Raw genomic sequence first — 21,601 nt, forward strand, 5'->3', positions numbered from 1 at the left:
GGTGGGGGCATGAACGAGCGACAGGGAGCCCGGCGGCCCGGGGGGCGCAGTGCCCGCGTCGGCACGCAGGTGCATCAGGCGGTCACCGACCTGATCGGCGAGCGCGGCTACGGCAACTTCACCGTCGGCGAGATCGCGGCCCGCGCGGGCGTGGCGGACAGCAGCGTCTACCGCCGCTGGGGCAGCCTGGAAACCCTGCTCACCGACGTGGCGCTCACCCGCCTCAACGCGCAGTCGCCGATGCCCGACACCGGGAGCCTCGCCGGCGACCTGCGCACCTACGCGGCCCAGGTGGCCCGCGAGATCACCGGACCCGACGGCCCGGCGGTGCTGCACCTGGCCGTCGCCCTGTCGGGCAGCGGCCAGCAGGGCCTGCAAGCCAGTGCCGACCTCCGCGCCGAACGCACCCGGCAACTGCGGTCCATGCTCGATCGCGCCCGCGACCGGGGCGAGCACGCACCCGACGCGCTCGACGTGCTGGACCACATCCTGGCCCCGATGTATATCCGTGTCCTGTTCGGCATGGTCCCGCTCACCCCGGATTACGTCGACGGGCTGGTCGACCGACTGCTGCGACCCCAACCCGGCCCCCGGGATCAGCCCTCGGCCGCGGTGCCAGGGCTCCGCTTCGCGTAGCCGCGGCCGGTCGGCGAGCTTGTGGAGCGCGGCTCGTAGCCCACCGCGGCGCCAGAAGTCCCGGAGAAGTCCTGGAGGTGCCGCAGCGCCCCTCCCTGCCCCGCCAAGTGACGGGGCAGGGAGGGGCGCTGTGACCTCCTCACATCAAATGTCCCGGAAGGTCTCGATCTGCGCCCCCACCGTGTTGAGCCGCTCCGCCAGGTCCTCGTAACCGCGGTTGATCACGTACACGTTGCGCAGTACGGAGGTCCCCTCGGCCGCCATCATCGCCAGGAGCACCACCACGGCCGGCCGCAGGGCGGGCGGGCACATCATCTCGGCCGCGCGCCAGCGGGTGGGACCCTCCACCAGGACCCGGTGCGGGTCGAGGAGTTGCAGTCTGCCGCCCAGTCGGTTGAGGTCGGTCAGATAGATGGCGCGGTTGTCATAGACCCAGTCGTGGATCAGGGTCTTGCCGTGCGCGGACGCGGCGATCGCCGCGAAGAACGGCACGTTGTCGATGTTGAGGCCCGGGAACGGCATCGGGTGGATCTTGTCGATCGGCGCCTCCAGTTTGGAGGGGCGCACCGTCAGGTCGACCAGCCGGGTGCGGCCGTTGTCGGCGGCGTACTCGACGGTGCGGTCGCAGTCGACGCCCATCTCCTCCAGCACCGCCAGTTCGATCTCCAGGAACTCGATCGGCACCCGGCGGATCGTCAGCTCCGACTCGGTGACCACGGCGGCGGCGAGCAGGCTCATCGCCTCGACCGGGTCCTCGGAGGGGGAGTAGTCGACGTCCACATCGATCTGCGGCACACCGTGCACGGTCAGTGTGGTGGTGCCGATGCCGTCCACCCGTACGCCCAGCGCCTCCAGGAAGAAGCAGAGGTCCTGGACCATGTAGTTGGAGGACGCGTTGCGGATGACGGTGGTGCCGTCGTGCCGGGCGGCGGCCAGCAGCGCGTTCTCGGTGACGGTGTCGCCGCGCTCGGTCAGCACGATCGGGCGGTCCGGGGACACCGTGTGGTCGACCTGGGCGTGGTAGAGCCCTTCGGTCGCCGCGATCTCCAGGCCGAACCTGCGCAGCGCGATCATGTGCGGCTCGATGGTGCGCGTACCGAGGTCGCAGCCGCCCGCGTACGGCAGTTTGAACTGGTCCAGGCGGTGCACCAGCGGGCCCAGGAACATGATGATGCTGCGCGTCCTGCGCGCCGCCTCCGCGTCGATGGCGTCCATGTCCAGACGGACCGGCGGGACGATCTCCAGGTCCGTGCCGTCGTTGATCCAACGGGCCCGTACGCCGATGGAGTTCAGCACTTCCAGGAGGCGGTAGACCTCTTCGATGCGGGCGACCCGGCGCAGCACCGTACGGCCCTTGTTGAGCAGTGAGGCGCAGAGGAGCGCGACACAGGCGTTCTTGCTCGTCTTGACGTCGATGGAACCGGAGAGCCGACGTCCGCCGACCACTCTCAGATGCATGGGCCCGGCGTAGCCGAGCGACACGATCTCACTGTCGAGCGCTTCACCGATGCGCGCGATCATCTCAAGGCTGATGTTCTGATTGCCGCGTTCGATGCGATTGACGGCGCTCTGGCTGGTGGCGAGCGCGTCGGCGAGTTGACTCTGTGTCCAGCCCCGGTGCTGACGGGCGTCACGAATGAGTTTGCCGATGCGTGCGAGGTAGTCGTCTGACATGACGACAGGTTATCTCAGATATGAGATGTTCGTCTGGCGAGGTCGGCCGGTGGGCTGTGGCAGTCGACGGGTCGCGCCGTCGCGCGATACGTGTGCCCCGGCAGGGAAAGGGCATGCGTCCATGGTGCGCCGCGTCGCCCGTGTGCGCGAGTCGGGCGCGTCCGTCGGAGGGTGCGGTCCGGGTGGATGGATGTCCCGACCGGTCGCGGGGTCTCACCTTCATGGGCGCACAAGAGGCATCCGGACATGACCGGACGGCGGCCATGTACTAGAGTTATCTCGACATCGAGATATCTGCCGAGGCGTACCGCAGCCGCCAGCCCGGTAAGGGTTACCTAACTAATCCTTACCCTAGCGGATGGTCGAGGGCCGTGGCGGCGATACGCGGCGCCAGCCGCAAAGAGGCACAGTGCGGGTAGTACGCGCACATTGATGAAGGAGACTGTCGTGTCGGCGAACAGCTTCGACGCCCGCAGCACACTGCGTGTGGGTGACGAGTCGTACGAGATCTTCAAGCTGGACAAGGTCGAGGGCTCCGCGCGCCTCCCTTACAGCCTGAAGGTGCTGCTGGAGAACCTGCTGCGCACCGAGGACGGCGCGAACATCACCGCCGACCACATCCGGGCGGTCGGCGGCTGGGACTCCCAGGCCCAGCCGAGCCAGGAGATCCAGTTCACGCCGGCGCGCGTGATCATGCAGGACTTCACCGGCGTCCCGTGCGTCGTGGACCTCGCCACCATGCGTGAGGCCGTGAAGGAGCTGGGCGGCGACCCGGCGAAGATCAACCCGCTCGCCCCGGCCGAGCTGGTCATCGACCACTCCGTCATCGCCGACAAGTTCGGCACCTCCGAGTCGTTCGCGCAGAACGTCGAGCTGGAGTACGGCCGGAACAGGGAGCGTTACCAGTTCCTGCGCTGGGGCCAGACCGCCTTCGACGAGTTCAAGGTCGTCCCCCCGGGCACCGGCATCGTCCACCAGGTCAACATCGAGCACCTGGCCCGCACGGTCATGGTCCGAGGCGGCCAGGCGTACCCCGACACCCTCGTCGGCACCGACTCGCACACCACGATGGTCAACGGCCTGGGCGTGCTGGGCTGGGGCGTCGGCGGCATCGAGGCGGAGGCCGCGATGCTCGGCCAGCCGGTCTCCATGCTCATCCCGCGCGTCGTCGGCTTCAAGCTGACCGGCGAGCTGCCGGCCGGCACCACCGCCACCGACCTCGTGCTGACCATCACCGAGATGCTGCGCAAGCACGGCGTCGTCGGCAAGTTCGTCGAGTTCTACGGTGAGGGCGTCGGCGCGACCTCCCTCGCGAACCGCGCCACCATCGGCAACATGTCGCCGGAGTTCGGTTCCACCGCCGCGATCTTCCCGATCGACGACGAGACCCTGAAGTACCTCCGTCTGACGGGCCGTGACGCGCAGCAGGTCGCGCTCGTCGAGGCGTACGCCAAGGAGCAGGGCCTCTGGCTCGACCCGGCCGCGGAGCCCGACTTCTCCGAGAGGCTGGAGCTCGACCTCTCCACGGTGGTGCCCTCCATCGCGGGTCCGAAGCGTCCGCAGGACCGGATCGTCCTCGCCAACGCCTCGCGGCAGTTCGTCCAGGACGTCCGCAACTACGTCGTGGACGACATGGAGGCGGGCAAGGAGTCCTTCCCGGCCTCCGACGCCCCGGCGGTCAGCAACGGCGCCCCGTCGAACCCGGCCACGGTCACGGCCCCCGACGGTTCGACGTACCAGATCGACCACGGCGCCGTCACCGTCGCCGCGATCACCTCCTGCACCAACACCTCGAACCCGTACGTCATGGTCGCCGCCGCGCTCGTGGCCAAGAAGGCGGTCGAGAAGGGCCTGACCCGCAAGCCGTGGGTGAAGACCACCCTGGCGCCCGGCTCGAAGGTCGTCACCGACTACTTCGACAAGGCGGGCCTGACCCCGTACCTCGACAAGCTCGGCTTCAACCTCGTCGGCTACGGCTGCACCACCTGCATCGGCAACTCCGGCCCGCTGCCGGAGGAGGTCTCCAAGGCCGTCAACGACAACGACCTGGCCGTGACCTCGGTGCTCTCGGGCAACCGCAACTTCGAGGGCCGGATCAACCCCGACGTCAAGATGAACTACCTGGCGTCCCCGCCGCTGGTCGTCGCGTACGCCATCGCCGGTTCGATGAAGGTGGACGTCACCAAGGACGCCCTGGGCGTCGACCAGGACGGCAAGCCGGTCCACCTCCAGGACATCTGGCCCACCGAGGCCGAGGTCAACGACGTCGTGGCGAACGCCATCGGCGAGGACATGTTCAACAAGTCCTACCAGGACGTCTTCGCGGGCGACGCCCAGTGGCAGGCGCTGTCGATCCCGACCGGCAACACCTTCGAGTGGGACCCGCAGTCCACCTACGTCCGCAAGCCCCCGTACTTCGAGGGCATGACGATGGAGACGAGCCCGGTCGAGGACATCACCGGTGCCCGTGTTCTGGCCAAGCTGGGCGACTCGGTCACCACCGACCACATCTCCCCGGCCGGCGCGATCAAGGCCGACACCCCGGCCGGTACGTACCTGACGGAGCACGGCGTCGAGCGCCGCGACTTCAACTCGTACGGTTCGCGGCGGGGGAACCACGAGGTCATGATCCGCGGCACGTTCGCGAACATCCGCCTCCGCAACCAGATCGCCCCCGGCACGGAGGGCGGCTTCACCCGCGACTTCACGCAGGCGGACGCCCCGGTCTCGTACATCTACGACGCCTCGCAGAACTACCAGGCCGCCGGCATCCCGCTCGTCGTCCTGGCGGGCAAGGAGTACGGCTCCGGTTCGTCCCGCGACTGGGCCGCCAAGGGCACCGCGCTCCTCGGCGTCAAGGCCGTCATCGCCGAGTCGTACGAGCGCATCCACCGCTCGAACCTGATCGGCATGGGTGTCCTTCCGCTCCAGTTCCCGGAGGGACGGACCGCCGAGACGCTGGGCCTCACCGGCGAGGAGACCTTCTCCTTCTCCGGGGTGACCGAGCTGAACGACGGCACCACGCCGAGCACGGTCAAGGTCACCACCGACACCGGTGTGGAGTTCGACGCGGTCGTCCGCATCGACACCCCCGGCGAGGCGGACTACTACCGCAACGGCGGCATCATGCAGTACGTGCTGCGCAGCCTGATCCGCAAGTAGGCCGTACGGCCCGCCGAGGGCTTCCACGGCTGTGAAGGGCCGCACCCCGGGAATTCGTTCACCCGGGGTGCGGCCCTTCGGCGTGCCCGGGGCGGGGAGGGGTGTTCCCCCGGACGCTCCCTCCGGCGGCCGGAGGCCGAGCCGGGACGGCCCCCGGCGCGCGCCGGAGCGCGGGAAGCGCTCCCCCTACTCGCGTGGGTGATTCGAGGTCGGCCCCTACGACGCCGCAGAGCCGTGTCGTGCCTGGTCGGAGCGGTCAACCCGGTGCCGTGCGAAGAGCGGCCCCGCCATGTGAGGGGTTTGGGGAACAGGCCATCGCTCATTGGAGTGTCACATTCGGTGACCGTCTGGACGCGCACCGCGACGCGGCGTTTATTTGTTCCCGGAGAACGACGGAGGCCCGCTCCTGGGCCGAGTTCAGCAGAGTTCCTAGGGAGATCCGTGCGTAAGCTTCGTAGTTCTGTGTGCGTCGCGGCGGTGTCGGCCGCGCTGGCGATCGGCGGCCTGGCGGCGGGCGGTGCCCAAGCGGCGGCGCCCAGCCTGGCGACCGCCTCGGCCGGGCACACCCTGACGGCGCCGACGGGTGTCGCCGTACGCCGCGACAACATCATCCGGCCGCGGGCGACGATCTGTCAGAACCAGGCGTGGACGTCGGGGAACGGCCGGGCCAGCCTGCGCATGCAGGAGGACGGCAACTTCGTCCTGTACAAGGACGGCCGCGCGGCGTGGCAGGCGCCCAACGCCTGGAGCCGCGGCAACTGCGCGGTGTTCCAGGAGGACGGCAACTTCGTCGTGTACGACGGAGCGGGCAAGGCGGTCTGGGCGGCCGGCACCTGGCACAAGGGGGCGTACCTCGCGGTGCAGGACGACGGCAACGTCGTCGTCTACAACAGCTCCAACCGGCCGGTCTGGGCGACCAACACCGGTGACTGACCCGCACCCCGGCGCGGCGGGGCACCGACCCGCCGACCGCTGACGGTGGGGCCGGCCGACACCCCGCCGGTCTGCCCCACCGCGCGGGCCAGGTGCCGGACGGTGGCGTGTCCCTCACGCGAGTCCACGCCGTCCACCGACCCGGCCCGCGCGACCCCGCCCCCGCCCCGACACCGGGGCGGGGGCGGCGGCGTGCGGGGCCACCGGCCGGAGCGAGGGGTGGACGGGTGCCACGCCCCACGGGGGCACGGACTGTGTCCGCGACGTCGTCAGCTGTGCGGAACGACCGCCACCGGGCACGGCACATGGTGCAGCGTCGCGTGGGCGACGGACCCGATGCGCGAGCCGAGCGCGCCGCGCCGCGCCCGGCGGCCGACCACGACGAGCTGGGCCCGGCCGGACGCCGACAGCAGGACCTCGGCGGCGCTGCCCAGCTCCACCTGTTCCGTCACCGGCACCTCCGGGTACTTCGCCCGCCAGGGCGCCAGCGCCTCGCCCAGCCGCTTCCGCTCCAGAGGCGCCAGCACACCGGCCTCGTCGGCCAGGAACAAGGAGCTGGGGTTGTACGCGTACAGCGGCGGCAGATTCCAGGCGCGTACCGCCCGGATGCCGACGCCCCGGCCCGCGGCCTGCTCGAAGGCGAAGGCGAGCACGGGATCGGTGTCCTCGCCCGTACCGTGCTGACCCACCACGATCTCGCCACCGGGCACCCCCGCCGCGTCCTCGGCGGCGGTGTCGCCGGAGGGCACGGCCGGCCGGACGGCCACCACGGGACGCCTGGCCTCCGCGATGACCTGCTGGCCCACGGACCCGAGCAGGAATCCGCTCACCGGCCCGTATCCCCGCGATCCGAGGACGAGCAGTTCGGCGGAGTCCGCCTCGGCCACCAGCGCCTCGACCGCGGGACGGCCCAGGATCTCGTGGCTCACGGGCAGTCCCGGGTGACGCCCGGCGACCGTCTCGTCCACGGCCGCCAGCGTCCGGTGCGCCTGCCGGGCGAGAGCGTCCTGGTCCAGTCCCGTCGGCAGATCGAAGGGGGCGGAGAAGGGTTCCCATTCCCAGGCGTGCACGAGTCGGAGCGGGGCGCCGCGGCGCGACGCCTCCCTGGCCCCCCATTCGGCTGCGGACAGACTCTCGGGGGAGCCGTCCACCCCTACCGTGACCGGACGCGTCATGACCAGAACCTCCATCGATCGAACGTTGTGCCACCCCCATCCTTACGTGTCCGTCCCGCCACGATCGGGCCGGTCGGCCCCCTTCGAGCGGTCGTGGCCCGTCGTTGTCCGCTGCCGTCCTTCGTCGTCGTCCGCCGCTGCTTCGGCCTTGAAGGTCCTTGAAGGATCTTGAAGGGCTTTGGGTCGGGGACGGCTCGTGCGCCTTCGCACCGGGTGGGCCGTTGCCTTAGCGAAGGGCGACGTTCCGCTTGGGGTCCATGGCCGGCGCGTGTGCGCCGGGGACGCCGGGCGTGCTCAGACGCGTGGGCCGGTCGCGGCGCCCACAGGACCCGCGTCCGTGCCTGATTCCCGTACCGATGTGTCGAGAGCCCCCGCCACCTGCGGTGTCGTCCCTTCGGGCCCGGTCATGCCCGGTCGGGGGCCGGTTCCGTACCCGCCTCGGAACGGAAGTCGAACGCCCCTCTACCGATGGGTAGTTGTTCCGGAGGTGTCGTCCGGCGCCGGTGTGGTGGCGGCCGCGCCCGCAGGTCACTTGCGCTACGGGAAGTGCATGGTGGGCACACGGGAAGCGGGTGCCCGGTACATGGACACCGGGTGGCGGGCGCACGGCACCCACGGCGGGAGTCGCGCGATGAGTCGTGCGGAGCCGTCCGGGCCGGCGGTGCGCGGGGGGTCCGCACCGCGTTGATCGTCCAGGCGACCCGACGACCGTCGACCTCGAACTTCCGCAAAAACAACCGTATTGCGAAAACCCACCCGTGCTGACCAGGGCATACGGTGCCGATGTGTCCGCGAGGTCTCAACTCGGGAAAGACTCACGCTCAAACTGGCTTTCGATCTTGCTCAGTTGGCGGGAAGTGGACTATACCTGTCGGCGTCCGCCCAGTCGTTTCTCATGGCCCGGACAAAGAGGGACGGAGCGGCCGGGGGACGCCACGGCCGCATCCGCTGTACCGTCTCCCGACAACCCCCCACTGCACATGGCAAGCAAGAGAATCCGCATGACCCAAGCGCAACTGACCGCGGTGGCGGGGCCCCTTCGCCTGAGGCGAATATCGACGGGTGACCGGTACACCGCCTGAGTCCTGGAGAAGGCGAGGACTTGAGCATGGCTTCCACCTCCGCTCATAAGAATGAGGGCCTTGGCCGTCGTGACCTGATCAAGCGGTCTGCCGCACTCGGTCTGATCACTGTTCCGACGATGAGCTTCCTGTCGGCCTGTGCGAGTGGCGACAGCGGCAGCGACGAAAAGGTCAAGAAGGGCACGGCCAGCAAGACCAACCCGCTCGGTGTGAACGAGACGGCTCCGCTGGAGTTCGTGATCTTCGACGGCGGTTTCGGTCAGCAGTACGCGATCGACGCCGAGAAGAAGTACAACGCGGCGTTCCCGAAGGCTCCGAAGGTCAAGCACGTCCCGACCCAGAAGATCCAGTCGCAGCTCCAGCCGCGCTTCAACGGCGGCACCCCGCCGGACCTGATCGACAACTCGGGCGCCGAGCAGATGGACATGGGTGTGCTGGTCGGCAAGAACCAGCTGCTCGACCTGACACCGCTGATGAACGCGCCGTCCATCGACGACCCGAGCAAGAAGGTCCGCGACACCCTGCGCCCCGGTGTCCTGGAGATGGGGCAGTTCGACGGCGACCCCGTGTGGATCATGTACTACGCGTACACGGTCTACGGCGTCTGGTACTCGCAGACCGCGCTCGACAACCTCGACGCGCAGTACCCCGAGACCTGGGACCAGATGCTCGCCCTGTGCGAGAAGGCGAAGAAGAAGGGCATCGCGGGCTGGACCTACCCCGGGAAGTACCCGTACTACCTGCCGTTCTCGCTCTACCCGTTCATCGGCAAGATCGGTGGCCGGGAGGTTCTCGACAAGATCGACAACCTTGAGCCGAACGCCTGGAAGGACCCCGCGGTCAAGGCGGCGTTGGAGGCGTACTACGAGCTGTACCGGAAGGGGTACGTCCTCAAGGGCACCCCGGGCATGACCCACATCCAGTCGCAGACCGAGTGGACCAAGGGCAAGGCGCTCTTCATACCCAACGGTTCCTGGGTGGAGAACGAGGCGGCGCCGACCACGCCCAAGGACTTCAAGATGATGGTCGCGGCGCCGTCCAGCCTGGACGCGTCCGACAAGCTGCCGTTCGGCACCATCTGGGCGTCCGGCGGCGAGCCCTTCGTCGTCCCGGCCAAGGCGAAGAACCCCGAGGGCGGCATGGAGCAGCTGCGCATCATGCTCAGCGAGGAGTCCTCCAAGAACTTCACCAAGCAGGTGAAGTCGCTCAGTGCCTACAACGGCGGCACCGACGGGCTGACCCTGTCCACGGCCATGCAGGCCGGTGTCGACGCGCTGAAGAAGGCCGGCGACAACGTGGTGAACCCGCGCCTCCAGGACTGGTACGTGAAGCTCCAGAAGGAGCAGATCGGTGTCTCCGGCCTCGGCGAGATGATGGCCGGCCGCGCCACCCCGGCGGAGACCATCAAGAAGATCCAGGCCTACGCGGACGCCGCGGCCAAGGACCAGTCCATCAAGCACTACAAGCACCAGTGAGCAACCGTCACCAGCGGCGGAACCCGCGAAAAGATCGGGGGCGGTAGACGATGCAGCATGGCAAGTACCGGTTCATCGTGGGGTTCCTGGCAGCTCCACTGGCGTTGTACGCGGTCTTCGTCATCTGGCCGTTCGTCCAGTCCATCTACTATTCGTTCACGGACTGGACGGGTCTGAGTCCTGAATTCAAGATGGTGGGCTTCGACAACTACAGCCGGATGCTCAAGGACGACATCTTCTGGAAGTCGTTGCAGCACAGCGTGCTGCTCGTGCTGCTGCTGCCGCTGGTGACGTTGGGCCTCGCGCTCTTCTTCGCCTTCATGCTCAACGTCGGCGGACGGCGGCGCAAGAACGCCGCCGTCTCCGGCGTGCGGGGCTCGGCCTTCTACAAGATCGCGTACTTCTTCCCGCAGGTCCTCTCGATCGTGATCGTCTCGCTGCTGTTCCAGTTCGCCTTCAACCCGAGTGACGGCATGCTGAACTCGACGTTCAAGGCGATCGGCCTCGAAAGCATCCAGCCGGACTGGCTGGGCGATCCGAAACTCGCGCTCTACTGCGTCATGGCGGTTCTGGTCTGGTCGACGGTCGGGTTCTTCGTCGTCCTCTTCTCCGCCGGCATGGCGTCCATCCCGAGGGACTTCTACGAGGCCGCGCTGCTCGACGGGGCCAGCCGTTTCACGACCTTCTTCAGGATCACCCTCCCGCTCCTGTGGGACACGGTGCAGTCGGGCTGGGTCTACATGGGAATCCTGGCGCTCGGCGTGGAGGCGTTCACCTCCGTACAGGTCATGACCGTGGGGCCGGGCGGTCCTGACTACTCGACGACCGTCCTGCCGCTGTACGTGTACCAGACGGCCTTCCGCGACGGCCAGGCGGGCTACGCAACGACGATCGGTGTCGGACTGCTCATCGTGACCATGGCCTTCGCGGCCATCGTGATGCGACTGGGCCGGCGCGAGCGGCTGGAGTTCTGATGAAGACCACTGACACCCCTCCCGCTCCGCCCGCTCCGGAGGCGGAGCACACACCACCGGCCCGGCGCCCGGCGTCCGGCGGCAAGGAGAAGAGCGGCGAGGGCAAGATCCTCAACGTCTTCTCGCACGGTGTGCTGATCATCTGGGCGATCCTGGTCGTCATGCCGCTGCTGTGGGCGATCATGGCGTCCTTCAAGACCGATGACTCGATCCTGTCGACGCCGTGGAAGCTGCCCGACAAGCTGCACTTCGAGAACTGGTCGCGTGCCTGGACCCAGGCGCACATGAGCGACTACTTTTTCAACACCATCCTGGTGGTGGGCGGTTCGCTGATCGGCACCCTGCTGCTCGGTTCGATGGCGGCGTACGTGCTGGCGCGGTTCGACTTCCCGGGCAACCGGTTCCTCTACTACCTGTTCATCGGCGGGATGAGCTTCCCGATCATCCTGGCGCTGGTCCCGCTGTTCTTCGTCATGAACAACATGGGGCTGCTGAACTCGGTGCACGGGCTGATCCTGGTCTACATCGCGTACTCGCTGCCGTTCACCGTCTTCTTCCTCACGTCGTTCTTCAAGACGCTGCCAGGCTCGGTGGCGGAAGCGGCGATGATCGACGGTGCCTCGCACAGCAGGACGTTCTTCCAGGTCATGCTGCCGATGGCGAAGCCGGGCCTGATCAGCGTCGGCATCTTCAACTTCCTCGGGCAGTGGAACCAGTACATGCTGCCCACGGTGCTGAACACCGACCCGAACAACCGGGTGCTCTCCCAGGGCCTCGTCGAACTGGCCACCAGCCAGGGGTACAAGGGGGACTGGTCAGGGCTGTTCGCGGGTCTGGTGATGGCGATGCTGCCGGTCCTCGCGGCCTACATCATCTTCCAGCGTCAGGTCGTCGCCGGTCTGACCGCGGGAGCCGTCAAGTAATACCCGTACAACCTCACAGACGAACCGCCCACCGGCCGTGTGCCGGTGGGCGGTTCGTCTGCGTAGGGGCTGGTCGTCGCGGGCCTGCCACGGACCGCCCGTCGGCCCTTAGGCTCAAGGTCTTGACGGGGGATGTCCCAAAACGCTCAGCTTAGGGTTCACATGTTAGAGAAAAAGGCAGGAATGAGAGGGTCGATGGAGACTCCGGGGTCGCAGACATCTCTGCATCGCGCCAATCTGGAGCGGGTCGTGCGCGCCGTGCGTATGGCCGGTTCACTCACCCAGGCGGAGATCGCCAGGAGTACCGGCCTGTCCGCGGCCACGGTCTCCAACATCGTCCGGGAACTGAAGGAGAGCGGCACGGTCGAGGTGACGCCCACCTCGGCCGGGGGGCGCCGGGCGCGCAGCGTCTCCCTCAGCGGTGACGCGGGCATCGTGGTCGGGGTCGACTTCGGGCACGCGCATCTGCGGGTGGCGGTCGGGAACCTCGCCCACCAGGTGCTCGCGGAGGAGTCGGAGCCGCTGGACGTCGACGCCTCGTCCTCGCACGGTCTCGGCCGGGCGGAGCAGCTGGTCAACCGGCTGATCGAGTCCACCGGGATCAGTCCGGGCAAGGTCGTCGGGATCGGGCTCGGCGTGCCGGGGCCGATCGACGTCGAGTCCGGCACCCTGGGTTCCACCTCCATCCTGCCCGGCTGGACGGGGGTCAATCCGAGCGAGGAGCTGGCCGCCCGGCTCGGCGCTCCGGTGTACGTGGACAACGACGCCAACCTCGGCGCGCTGGGCGAGCTGGTCTGGGGGAGCGGCCGCGGGGTCAAGGACCTCGCGTACATCAAGGTCGCCAGCGGGGTGGGCGCCGGACTGGTGATCGACGGCCGCATCTACCGGGGTCCGGGCGGCACGGCCGGCGAGATCGGGCACATCACGCTCGACGAGTCGGGGCCGGTGTGCCGCTGCGGGAACCGCGGCTGCCTGGAGACCTTCACCGCAGCCCGGTACGTCCTGCCACTCCTCCGGCCCAGCCACGGCCCGGACCTCACCATGGAGCGGGTGGTGCAGCTGGCCAGGGAGGGCGATCCCGGCTGCCGCCGGGTGATCGGGGACGTGGGTCGGCACATCGGCAGCGGGGTCGCCAATCTCTGCAACCTCCTCAACCCCAGCCGGATGGTGCTGGGCGGATCGCTCGCGGAGGCGGGGGACCTGGTGCTCGGGCCGATACGGGACTCGGTCTCCAGGTACGCCATCCCCAGCGCCGCCAGGCAGCTCTCCATGCTGCCGGGAGCACTCGGCGCGCGGGCCGAGGTGCTGGGGGCGCTCGCCCTGGTGCTCAGCGAGATGGGGGATTCGAGCCTTTTGGAGAGTGCGCTCGCCACGGAGGCTCCCGCCTTCACTTAGAGAATGAATGGCACCGTTGTCATCTCGTTGTGAATTTACTCCTTGACGTTGGCGGTACAGCCGAGTTGACTTCCTGCCACCTCGGCCGCACCGTCGCGGCCTCGGCAGGGAGGTTCGAAGATGAACATGCGTGTGCGTCGCGCCGCGGTAGTCGTCGCCGCAACCACCATGGCCGTGTCCCTCGCGGCTTGCGGCAGCGCGAAGGAGTCCGGAGACAAGGCCAAGGACGGCTCCTCGGCGAAGAAGGGGGACGATCTGAAGATCGGCCTGCTCCTTCCCGAGAACCAGACGGCCCGGTACGAGAAGTTCGACAAGCCGCTCATCGAGAAGAAGGTCAGTGAACTGACCGGCGGCAAGGGCAAGGTGATCTACTCCAACGCCAAGCAGGACGCCTCGCTCCAGACGCAGCAGGTCGACACGATGGTCACCAACAAGGTCGACGCGCTGATCGTCGACGCGGTGGACGCCAAGGCCATCGAGGGCGGTGTGAAGAAGGCGAAGGAGGCGGGCATCCCGGTCGTCGCCTTCGACCGTCTCGCCGAGGGCCCGGTCGACGCGTACACCTCCTTCGACAACGAGGAGGTCGGCCATGTCCAGGGCAAGGCCCTGCTGGAGGCCATGGGCCCCAAGGCCAAGGGCGGCACCGTCGTGATGATGAACGGGGCGATCACCGACCCGAACGCCGCCGGCTACAAGAAGGGCGCCAAGGCCGAGCTGGAGGGCAAGGTCACGTTCGGCAAGGAGTACGACACCAAGGAATGGAAGCCGGAGAACGCCAACGCCAACATGGAGGCGGCGATCACGGCCCTCGGCAAGGACAAGATCGACGGCGTGTACTCCGCCAACGACGGCATGGCGGGCGGCATCATCACCGCCCTCAAGGCGGCCGGTCTCACCAAGCTTCCGCCGGTCACCGGGCAGGACGCCGAACTCTCCGCCGTGCAGCGGATCATCGCGGGCGAGCAGTTCATGAGCGTCTACAAGCCGTACGCCCTCGAAGGCGCCGCGGCGGCCGAGATGGCCGTGGCCCTGGCCAAGGGCGAGAAGGTGGACAAGATCGCCAAGACGACGGTGGACAACGCCAGTCAGAAGGGCGTCCCGACGCTGCTGATCCCGGTCGTCTCGCTCACCCGGACGAACATCCAGGACACGATCCTCAAGGACGGCATCTACACCCTCGACGAGATCTGCACGGTCAAGTACAAGGCCGGTTGCGACACGTTGGGTCTGAAGTAGGCCGTCGAGATGCGCGGTACGGCGGGCCGAGGCACGAGGCCCGGCCCCGGCGTCCGGGTCCCGTCGGTCAGGACCCGACGGTCCGGCTCGGCGGCCCGGCGCCGCGAGCCCGCCCGGACTCTCTCCGCGCGCAACGGCCGAAGCCACGCGCGGGCGAACAACACCGCCGAAGCGGTGCGCGGGCGAACAGCACCGCCGAAGCAGTGCGCACGACCAGCACGGCCGAAGCGGTGCGCGGCAAGTGGTGCGCGACCACAACAGCGCACGGCCGAAGAGCGCCCGACCGCAACGGCGCACGGCCGAAGCGGTGTACGACCGCAAAGCGGACGACCGCAAAAAGCACACGTCCGAACGACCGCCGGACCACCCGGCCCCTCGGCCGACCCCCGGCGCCGGGCCCGTCCTCGTACAGACGGCCCGTGCCCTCGAAGCCTGTCCGGTGCCCCGCCCATTCACTGTCCCGCTGCCGGGCGGGGCGCCGGACGGATCACTTCCCCCCTCTTCGTCCCCCTCCCCTCCATCTCTTCCTCTTCCTTTCCCCGTCCCTTCCCCTCAGCGTTTTTCCGCTCACTTCTGCTCGACCACCCGCGCTTCCCCCACCGCGCCTCCCTCCCGACGAGGCGTCCCGCCGGTCAGACGACGAAGGAGATGATTCATGTGTCCGCCACGCCCGTATTGGCGTTGCGCGGGGTCTCCAAGCGATTCGGTGCCGTTCAGGCGCTCACCGATGTAGAGCTTGAGGTCCACGCCGGCGAAGTCCTCGCCCTGGTCGGCGACAACGGCGCCGGAAAATCCACCTTGGTGAAGACCATCGCCGGGGTTCATCCCATCGATGACGGTGTCATCGAGTGGGACGGCAGGCCCGTCCGGATCAACAAGCCGTACGACGCGCAGAACCTCGGTATCGCGACCGTCTACCAGGACCTCTCGCTCTGCGACAACATCGACGTCGTCGGCAACCTCTACCTCGGCCGCGAGCTGCGCAGGTTCGGCATCCTCGACGAGGTCGAGATGGAGCGCCGGTCGCGCGAACTCCTGAGCACGCTCTCGATCCGCATCCCCAGCGTCCGCATCCCCATCGCCTCGCTCTCCGGCGGTCAGCGCCAGACCGTGGCCATCGCCCGGTCCATGCTCGGCGAGCCCAAGCTCGTCATCCTCGACGAGCCGACCGCCGCGCTCGGCGTCGAGCAGACCGCCCAGGTCCTCGACCTGGTCGAGCGGCTGCGCGAGCGCGGCCACGCGGTCATCCTCATCAGCCACAACATGGCGGACGTCAAGGCCGTCGCGAACAAGGTGGCGGTGCTCCGGCTCGGCCGGAACAACGGCGTCTTCGACGTGGCGACCACCTCACAGGAAGCGATCATCTCCGCCATCACGGGCGCCACGGAGAACGCCGTGACCCGCCGTGCGGCACGCAGTGTGGAGGTCCAGAAGTGAGTACCGAGAACACCTCCGGGGCGAAGACGGCGACGAACCTGTCGAAGACGACCCCCCGAGCGGCCGACGCGAACGCGCCCGGCACCGCACGGTCCGACACCGCACCACCCGGCACCGTGCTGCCCGGCGGGTCGGACGCCCCCGCGCCGACCGACACCCCCGCCCCCGCGCCGACCGACGCCCCCGCCCCCGCGGCGGCCGCCGTGACCGCCGTCGACCCCCGGCTGCTCGTACGCGAGCAGGGGTTCGCCGGATACCTGGGTGAGTTCAGGCGCCGGATGCGCGCCGGGGACCTGGGGTCCCTGCCGGTGGTCGTCGGCCTCATCGTCATCTGGGCCATCTTCCAGAGCCTGAACTCGAACTTCCTGTCCGCCGGGAACCTTTCCGATATTTCCGTCGCCATGGTCGGCACCGGTCTGATCGCGGTCGGCATCGTCTTCGTCCTGCTGCTCGGCGAGATCGACCTCTCGGTCGGTTCGGTCAGCGGTGTCGCGGGCGCCACCTTTGCCGTGCTGAGCGTCACGCACGGCATGCCCGAGTGGTGGGCGATGATCCTGGCCGTGCTGACCGGCGCCGCGGCCGGCGCGATCCACGGCTTCTTCTTCGCCCGGATCGGCGTCCCGGCCTTCGCCGTCACCCTGGCGGGCCTGCTGTTCTGGAACGGCTTCATGCTCCAGATCCTCGGCAGCAACGGCACCATCAACCTCGACCCCGAGGGTCTTGTCGCCAAGCTGACCAGCTACTACTTCAGCGATGTCGCGGTCGCGTACGGCGCCGCGCTGCTCGCCGTCGTCGTCCACTTCCTCTCCGCCTTCTTCGACAACCGCCGCCGTGAGGCAGCGGGTGTGCCGTCCCGTCCGCTCAGCGAGATCGTCGTCCGCACCGCCCTGCTCGCCGTCGTGGCCTTCGCCGTCGCGATCATGTTCAACCAGTACAAGGGCCTGCCGCTGGCCGTCCTGATCTTCCTGGTGATCCTGGTGCTCACCGACTTCACGCTCCGCCGCACCACGTACGGGCGCAAGGTCTTCGCACTCGGCGGCAGCGTCGAGGCGTCCCGCCGCGCGGGTTTCAACGTGGTGCTGGTCCGGGTCTCGGTCTTCGCCATCTCCGGGACCTTCGCCGCGATCGGCGGGCTGTTCATCGCGTCGAAGATCACCTCGGCCAACCAGGGCGCGGGCGGTGGTGAGCTGCTGATGAACGCCATCGCGGCGGCCGTCATCGGCGGCACCAGCCTGTTCGGCGGCCGTGGCCGCACCTGGAACGCGCTGCTCGGCGTGCTGGTCATCATCTCGATCCAGTACGGCCTGGCCCTCCAGGGAATCGCCTCACCGATCCAGTACATGATCACCGGCGGTGTGCTTCTCGCCACGGTCGTCATCGACGCCATCACCCGTAAGACCCAGAAGACCGCGGGCCGCGCCTGACCGGCACGGGCACGGTCCTCCCTGGTCCACGCCCCGTGCCCGTGTGCCCGGTCCCTTTCGCGGGTCCGGGCACACGCGTGTACGTATACATGTACGACATCGACCGGCGCCGGCGAACGGCCGCCCGCCCCCCGTTGTCGCAGACGGAACATTAGACTCATCTGATCGGCATGCTCGACCCAGCTCAAAACGCAAGGAGGCACGGTGACACAGCCGCGCGCAGCGCGTCGTCCGAGGGCGGTGGTGGGCGACGGGTGGGATCTGCTGACCCGCATCGAAGGCCCGCGCGACCTGGACCGGCTCAGTCTTGAGCAGCTGGACCAGCTCGCCGAGGAGATCCGGACCTTCCTCGTCGACGCCGTTTCCAAGACCGGCGGCCACCTCGGGCCCAACCTGGGCGTGGTCGAGCTGACCATCGCTCTGCACCGGGTCTTCGAGTCGCCGAAGGACAAGGTGCTCTTCGACACCGGCCACCAGAGCTATGTGCACAAACTCCTCACCGGCCGTCAGGACTTCACCAGGCTCAAGAGCAAGGGCGGGCTCTCCGGCTATCCCTCGCGGGCCGAGTCCGAGCACGACGTCATCGAGAACTCGCACGCCTCCACCGTCCTCGGCTGGGCCGACGGCCTCGCCAAGGCCAACGAGGTGCTGAAGAAGGACGACCACGTCGTCGCGGTCATCGGCGACGGCGCGCTCACCGGCGGTATGGCCTGGGAGGCGCTGAACAACATCGCCGCCGCCAAGGACCGCCCGCTCGTCATCGTCGTCAACGACAACGAGCGCTCCTACGCGCCGACCATCGGCGGCCTCGCGAACCACCTGGCCACCCTGCGCACCACCGACGGTTACGAGCGCTTCCTGGCCCGTGGCAAGGACCTGCTGGAGCGCACCCCGGTCGTCGGACGGCCGCTGTACGAGACGCTGCACGGCGCGAAGAAGGGCCTCAAGGACTTCATCGCCCCGCAGGGCATGTTCGAGGACCTGGGACTGAAGTACGTCGGCCCGATCGACGGCCACGACATCGAGGCCCTGGAGTCCGCGCTCCAGCGCGCCAAGCGCTTCGGCGGGCCCGTCATCGTGCACTGCCTCACCGAGAAGGGCCGCGGCTACACCCCGGCCCTGCTGGACGAGGCCGACCGCTTCCACGCCGTCGGGAAGATCCACCCGGACACCGGACTGCCGATCGCCACCTCGGGACTCGACTGGACCTCGGTCTTCGGCGAGGAGATGGTCAAGCTCGGCAAGGAGCGCGAGGACATCGTCGCGATCACCGCGGCCATGCTCCAGCCCGTGGGCCTCGCCAAGTTCGAGAAGGCGTTCCCGGACCGGATCTACGACGTCGGCATCGCCGAGCAGCACGGCGCGGTCTCCGCGGCGGGCCTCGCCACGGGCGGACTGCACCCGGTCTTCGCGGTGTACGCGACCTTCCTCAACCGTGCCTTCGACCAGGTCCTGATGGATGTCGCCCTGCACAAGTGCGGTGTGACGTTCGTACTGGACCGGGCCGGGATCACCGGCACGGACGGCGCCTCGCACAACGGCATGTGGGACATGTCGATCCTCCAGTGCGTGCCCACCCTGCGGATCGCCGCCCCGCGCGACGCCGACCAGGTCCGTGCCCAGCTGCGCGAGGCCGTCGAGGTCGACGACGCTCCGACCGTCGTCCGCTTCTCCAAGGGCGCGGTGGGCCCCGCCGTCAAGGCCGTCGGCAGGGTCGGCGGAATGGACGTGCTGCGCGAGCCCGGCACCGACACCGCGGACGTCCTGCTGGTCTCCGTCGGCGCGCTCGCCCCGATGTGCCTGGAGATCGCCGATCTGCTGGACGCCCAGGGCATCTCGACGACCGTGGTCGACCCGCGCTGGGTCAAGCCCGTCGACGAGGCACTGCCGCCGCTGGCCGACCGCCACCGTGTCGTGGTCACCGTCGAGGACAACAGCCGGGCCGGCGGGGTCGGCTCCGCCGTCGCCCAGGCCCTGCGCGACGCCGGGGTCGACGTCCCGCTGCGCGACTTCGGCATCCCGCCCCGCTTCCTCGACCACGCCTCCCGCAAGGAGGTCATGGCCGAGATCGGGCTGACCGCACCGGACATCGCCCGCCAGGTCACCGGCCTGGTCGCCAAGCTCGACGGCCGGTACGAGAGCCGTACGGTGGAGACCGCCCGGGACTGACCCGTACCGCCCGCACGCACACCCACAGCCGCGCCCCCTCGCTCCTTCCACCCGCGCACACGGCGGAAGGAGCGAGGGGGCGCGGCCATGTCCCCGCGCGACCTGTGAGTCGCCGGCCCTTGCCCCCGCGCTCCTCCGGGCCCCGCCCCCGTGCGGGCTCCCGCGCCCACCTCCCGGCGCGGCCCCTCGCCTCCCTCCACTCCTTCCTCACTCCCGCCCCGCCACCACCGGACGGCCCGGCCGTTGCCGGTACGGCCGACCGGTCGTGGTCCGTACGGCCCAGTGGCCTTCCCTCTCCTGGGGCCCCTCGGGTGAATCGCCCGACCGGGTGGCCTCCGCCGCCGCGCTCTCTCTCGATCATTGCCGTGATTCGGGTGACGCACGCGAACAGAGTGACGGACGATCTTCAACGATCACGGAGGCAACCGGGTGAACACACTGTTCCGCACGAAAACGGTCGAGCAATCGATCAAGGACACGGAGACCCCGGAGTACGCCCTCAGGAAGTCGCTGTCCGCACTCGACCTCACGGTCTTCGGCGTCGGTGTCATCATCGGCACCGGCATCTTCGTACTCACCGGGAAGATCGCCAAGGAGACGGCGGGCCCGGCCGTGGCGCTCGCCTTCGTCGTCGCCGGTCTGGTCTGCGGACTCGCCGCCCTCTGCTACGCGGAGTTCGCCTCGACCGTCCCGGTCGCCGGTTCCGCCTACACCTTCGCCTACGCCTCACTCGGTGAGCTGCCCGCCTGGATCATCGGCTGGGACCTCGTCCTGGAGCTGGCGCTCGGCTGCGCGGTCGTCGCCGTCGGCTGGTCCGGATACCTGCGTTCGCTGCTGGACACCGCGGGACTGGATCTGCCCCGGGCGCTCTCCGGGACGCACAACGGCACATTCGGCTTCGACCTGCTGGCGTGCGCGCTGATCCTGGTCCTGACCTGCGTCCTGGTCGCGGGCATGAAGCTCTCCTCCCGGGTGACCAACGTCATCGTCGCGGTGAAGGTGACCGTGGTGCTGCTGGTGATCGTCGTCGGGGCGTTCTTCATCACCGGTTCGAACTACAAGCCGTTCGTCCCGCCCGCGCAGCCGTCCCAGGGCGGTGACGGCCTCCAGGCCCCCCTCGCCCAGCTGGTGTTCGGCTTCACCCCGAGCAACTTCGGCGTCATGGGGATCTTCACCGCCGCGGCCGTCGTCTTCTTCGCCTTCATCGGCTTCGACATCGTCGCCACCGCCGCCGAGGAGACCCGCGACCCGCAGCGCGACGTGCCGCGCGGCATCCTCGGCTCGCTCTTCGTCTGCACCGCCCTGTACGTGGCGGTCTCGGTGGTCGTCACCGGCATGCGGAAGTACACCCTGCTGACGGTCGACGCCCCGCTCGCCGACGCCTTCAAGGCGGTCGGCCATCCGTTCTGGGCCGGGCTGATCAGCTTCGGCGCCGTCGTCGGACTCACCTCGGTCTGTCTGATCCTGCTTCTCGGCCAGTCCCGGGTGTTCTTCGCGATGAGCCGGGACGGGCTGCTGCCGAGGGCGTTCTCACGCGTCCACCCGAGGTTCGGGACGCCGTACCGCTCCACGCTCCTGCTGGGCGGGGTGGTGGCCCTGGTGGCGGGCTTCACCTCGATCGACGAACTCGCCGAACTCGTCAACATCGGCACGCTCTTCGCGTTCGTCGTCGTCGCGGCCGGGGTCGTCCTGCTGCGCCGTCGGCGACCCGATCTGCCCCGCTCCTTCCGCACCCCGCTGGTGCCGTTCGTCCCGGCCGTCTCGGTGCTGGCGTCGCTGTGGCTGATGGTCAACCTGCCCGCCGAGACCTGGCTGCGGTTCGGGATCTGGATGGTGGTCGGCGTCGTCATCTACTTCACGTACGGCCGTCGGCACAGCCGGGTCCCGAGCGAGAACGCCTGACGGG

The 21,601-nt window shown here is 68.8% G+C and carries 14 protein-coding genes; 12 read left to right on the plus strand and 2 right to left on the minus strand.

Going from position 1 to position 21,601, the window contains the following annotated elements; translation table 11 throughout:
- Nucleotides 1-9 precede the first annotated feature (9 nt).
- Nucleotides 10-636: a TetR/AcrR family transcriptional regulator gene (locus PZB75_RS25605; RefSeq protein ID WP_275537648.1), complete on the plus strand. Its 627-nt coding sequence runs from the start codon at nt 10-12 to the stop codon at nt 634-636.
- 144 nt (nt 637-780) lie between these two features.
- Here the strand turns inward: PZB75_RS25605 and PZB75_RS25610 are convergent, their stop codons facing one another.
- On the minus strand, nt 781-2,310 hold the full coding sequence (locus PZB75_RS25610) for a UDP-N-acetylglucosamine 1-carboxyvinyltransferase (RefSeq protein WP_275537649.1): 1,530 nt from the start codon (nt 2,308-2,310) through the stop codon (nt 781-783).
- A 432-nt stretch (nt 2,311-2,742) separates the two neighbouring features.
- Between PZB75_RS25610 and acnA the strand changes: the two genes are divergently transcribed.
- Together acnA and PZB75_RS25620 are read left to right on the plus strand one after the other, a co-directional pair.
- Nucleotides 2,743-5,472 (plus strand): aconitate hydratase AcnA, encoded by a 2,730-nt coding sequence (acnA, locus tag PZB75_RS25615; protein ID WP_275537650.1) that lies wholly within the window; start codon nt 2,743-2,745, stop codon nt 5,470-5,472.
- 441 nt (nt 5,473-5,913) lie between these two features.
- The gene (locus PZB75_RS25620) at nt 5,914-6,405 is read left to right on the plus strand and encodes a hypothetical protein (RefSeq protein ID WP_275537651.1); all 492 of its coding nucleotides are present in this window, start codon (nt 5,914-5,916) and stop codon (nt 6,403-6,405) included.
- Nucleotides 6,406-6,674: 269 nt separating this feature from the next.
- Here the strand turns inward: PZB75_RS25620 and PZB75_RS25625 are convergent, their stop codons facing one another.
- Complete coding sequence (locus PZB75_RS25625; protein ID WP_275537652.1) at nt 6,675-7,580, minus strand: universal stress protein; 906 nt, start codon at nt 7,578-7,580, stop codon at nt 6,675-6,677.
- Between the two features lie 1,108 nt (nt 7,581-8,688).
- On the opposite strand from PZB75_RS25625, the gene ngcE reads away from it, so the two are divergent.
- The 9 genes from ngcE to PZB75_RS25670 all read left to right on the plus strand — a co-directional run bounded on the left by ngcE (nt 8,689) and on the right by PZB75_RS25670 (nt 21,597).
- A complete protein-coding gene (gene ngcE, locus PZB75_RS25630) occupies nt 8,689-10,137 on the plus strand; it encodes an N-acetylglucosamine/diacetylchitobiose ABC transporter substrate-binding protein (protein ID WP_275537653.1) in 1,449 nt (482 codons plus the stop codon).
- Nucleotides 10,138-10,187: 50 nt separating this feature from the next.
- A complete protein-coding gene (locus PZB75_RS25635; protein WP_275537654.1) occupies nt 10,188-11,111 on the plus strand; it encodes a sugar ABC transporter permease in 924 nt (307 codons plus the stop codon).
- Complete coding sequence (locus PZB75_RS25640; protein WP_275537655.1) at nt 11,111-12,034, plus strand: carbohydrate ABC transporter permease; 924 nt, start codon at nt 11,111-11,113, stop codon at nt 12,032-12,034. The genes PZB75_RS25635 and PZB75_RS25640 overlap by 1 nt, the downstream gene beginning before the upstream one ends.
- Before the next feature lie 195 nt (nt 12,035-12,229).
- Complete coding sequence (locus PZB75_RS25645; RefSeq protein WP_275537656.1) at nt 12,230-13,429, plus strand: ROK family transcriptional regulator; 1,200 nt, start codon at nt 12,230-12,232, stop codon at nt 13,427-13,429.
- A gap of 120 nt (nt 13,430-13,549) precedes the next feature.
- Entirely contained in the window at nt 13,550-14,665 is a 1,116-nt protein-coding gene (locus PZB75_RS25650) for a substrate-binding domain-containing protein (protein ID WP_275537657.1), read from the plus strand.
- Nucleotides 14,666-15,313: 648 nt separating this feature from the next.
- Nucleotides 15,314-16,102: an ATP-binding cassette domain-containing protein gene (locus tag PZB75_RS25655; RefSeq protein ID WP_275537658.1), complete on the plus strand. Its 789-nt coding sequence runs from the start codon at nt 15,314-15,316 to the stop codon at nt 16,100-16,102.
- Nucleotides 16,103-16,305: 203 nt separating this feature from the next.
- The gene (locus PZB75_RS25660; RefSeq protein ID WP_275538863.1) at nt 16,306-17,526 is read left to right on the plus strand and encodes a sugar ABC transporter permease; all 1,221 of its coding nucleotides are present in this window, start codon (nt 16,306-16,308) and stop codon (nt 17,524-17,526) included.
- Between the two features lie 243 nt (nt 17,527-17,769).
- Nucleotides 17,770-19,695, plus strand: a complete 1,926-nt coding sequence (gene dxs, locus PZB75_RS25665; RefSeq protein ID WP_275538864.1) for a 1-deoxy-D-xylulose-5-phosphate synthase — start codon at nt 17,770-17,772, stop codon at nt 19,693-19,695.
- 429 nt (nt 19,696-20,124) lie between these two features.
- On the plus strand, nt 20,125-21,597 hold the full coding sequence (locus tag PZB75_RS25670; RefSeq protein ID WP_275537659.1) for an amino acid permease: 1,473 nt from the start codon (nt 20,125-20,127) through the stop codon (nt 21,595-21,597).
- Nucleotides 21,598-21,601 lie beyond the last annotated feature (4 nt).

Source organism: Streptomyces sp. AM 4-1-1 (genome assembly GCF_029167625.1).
Lineage (GTDB): Bacteria > Actinomycetota > Actinomycetes > Streptomycetales > Streptomycetaceae > Streptomyces.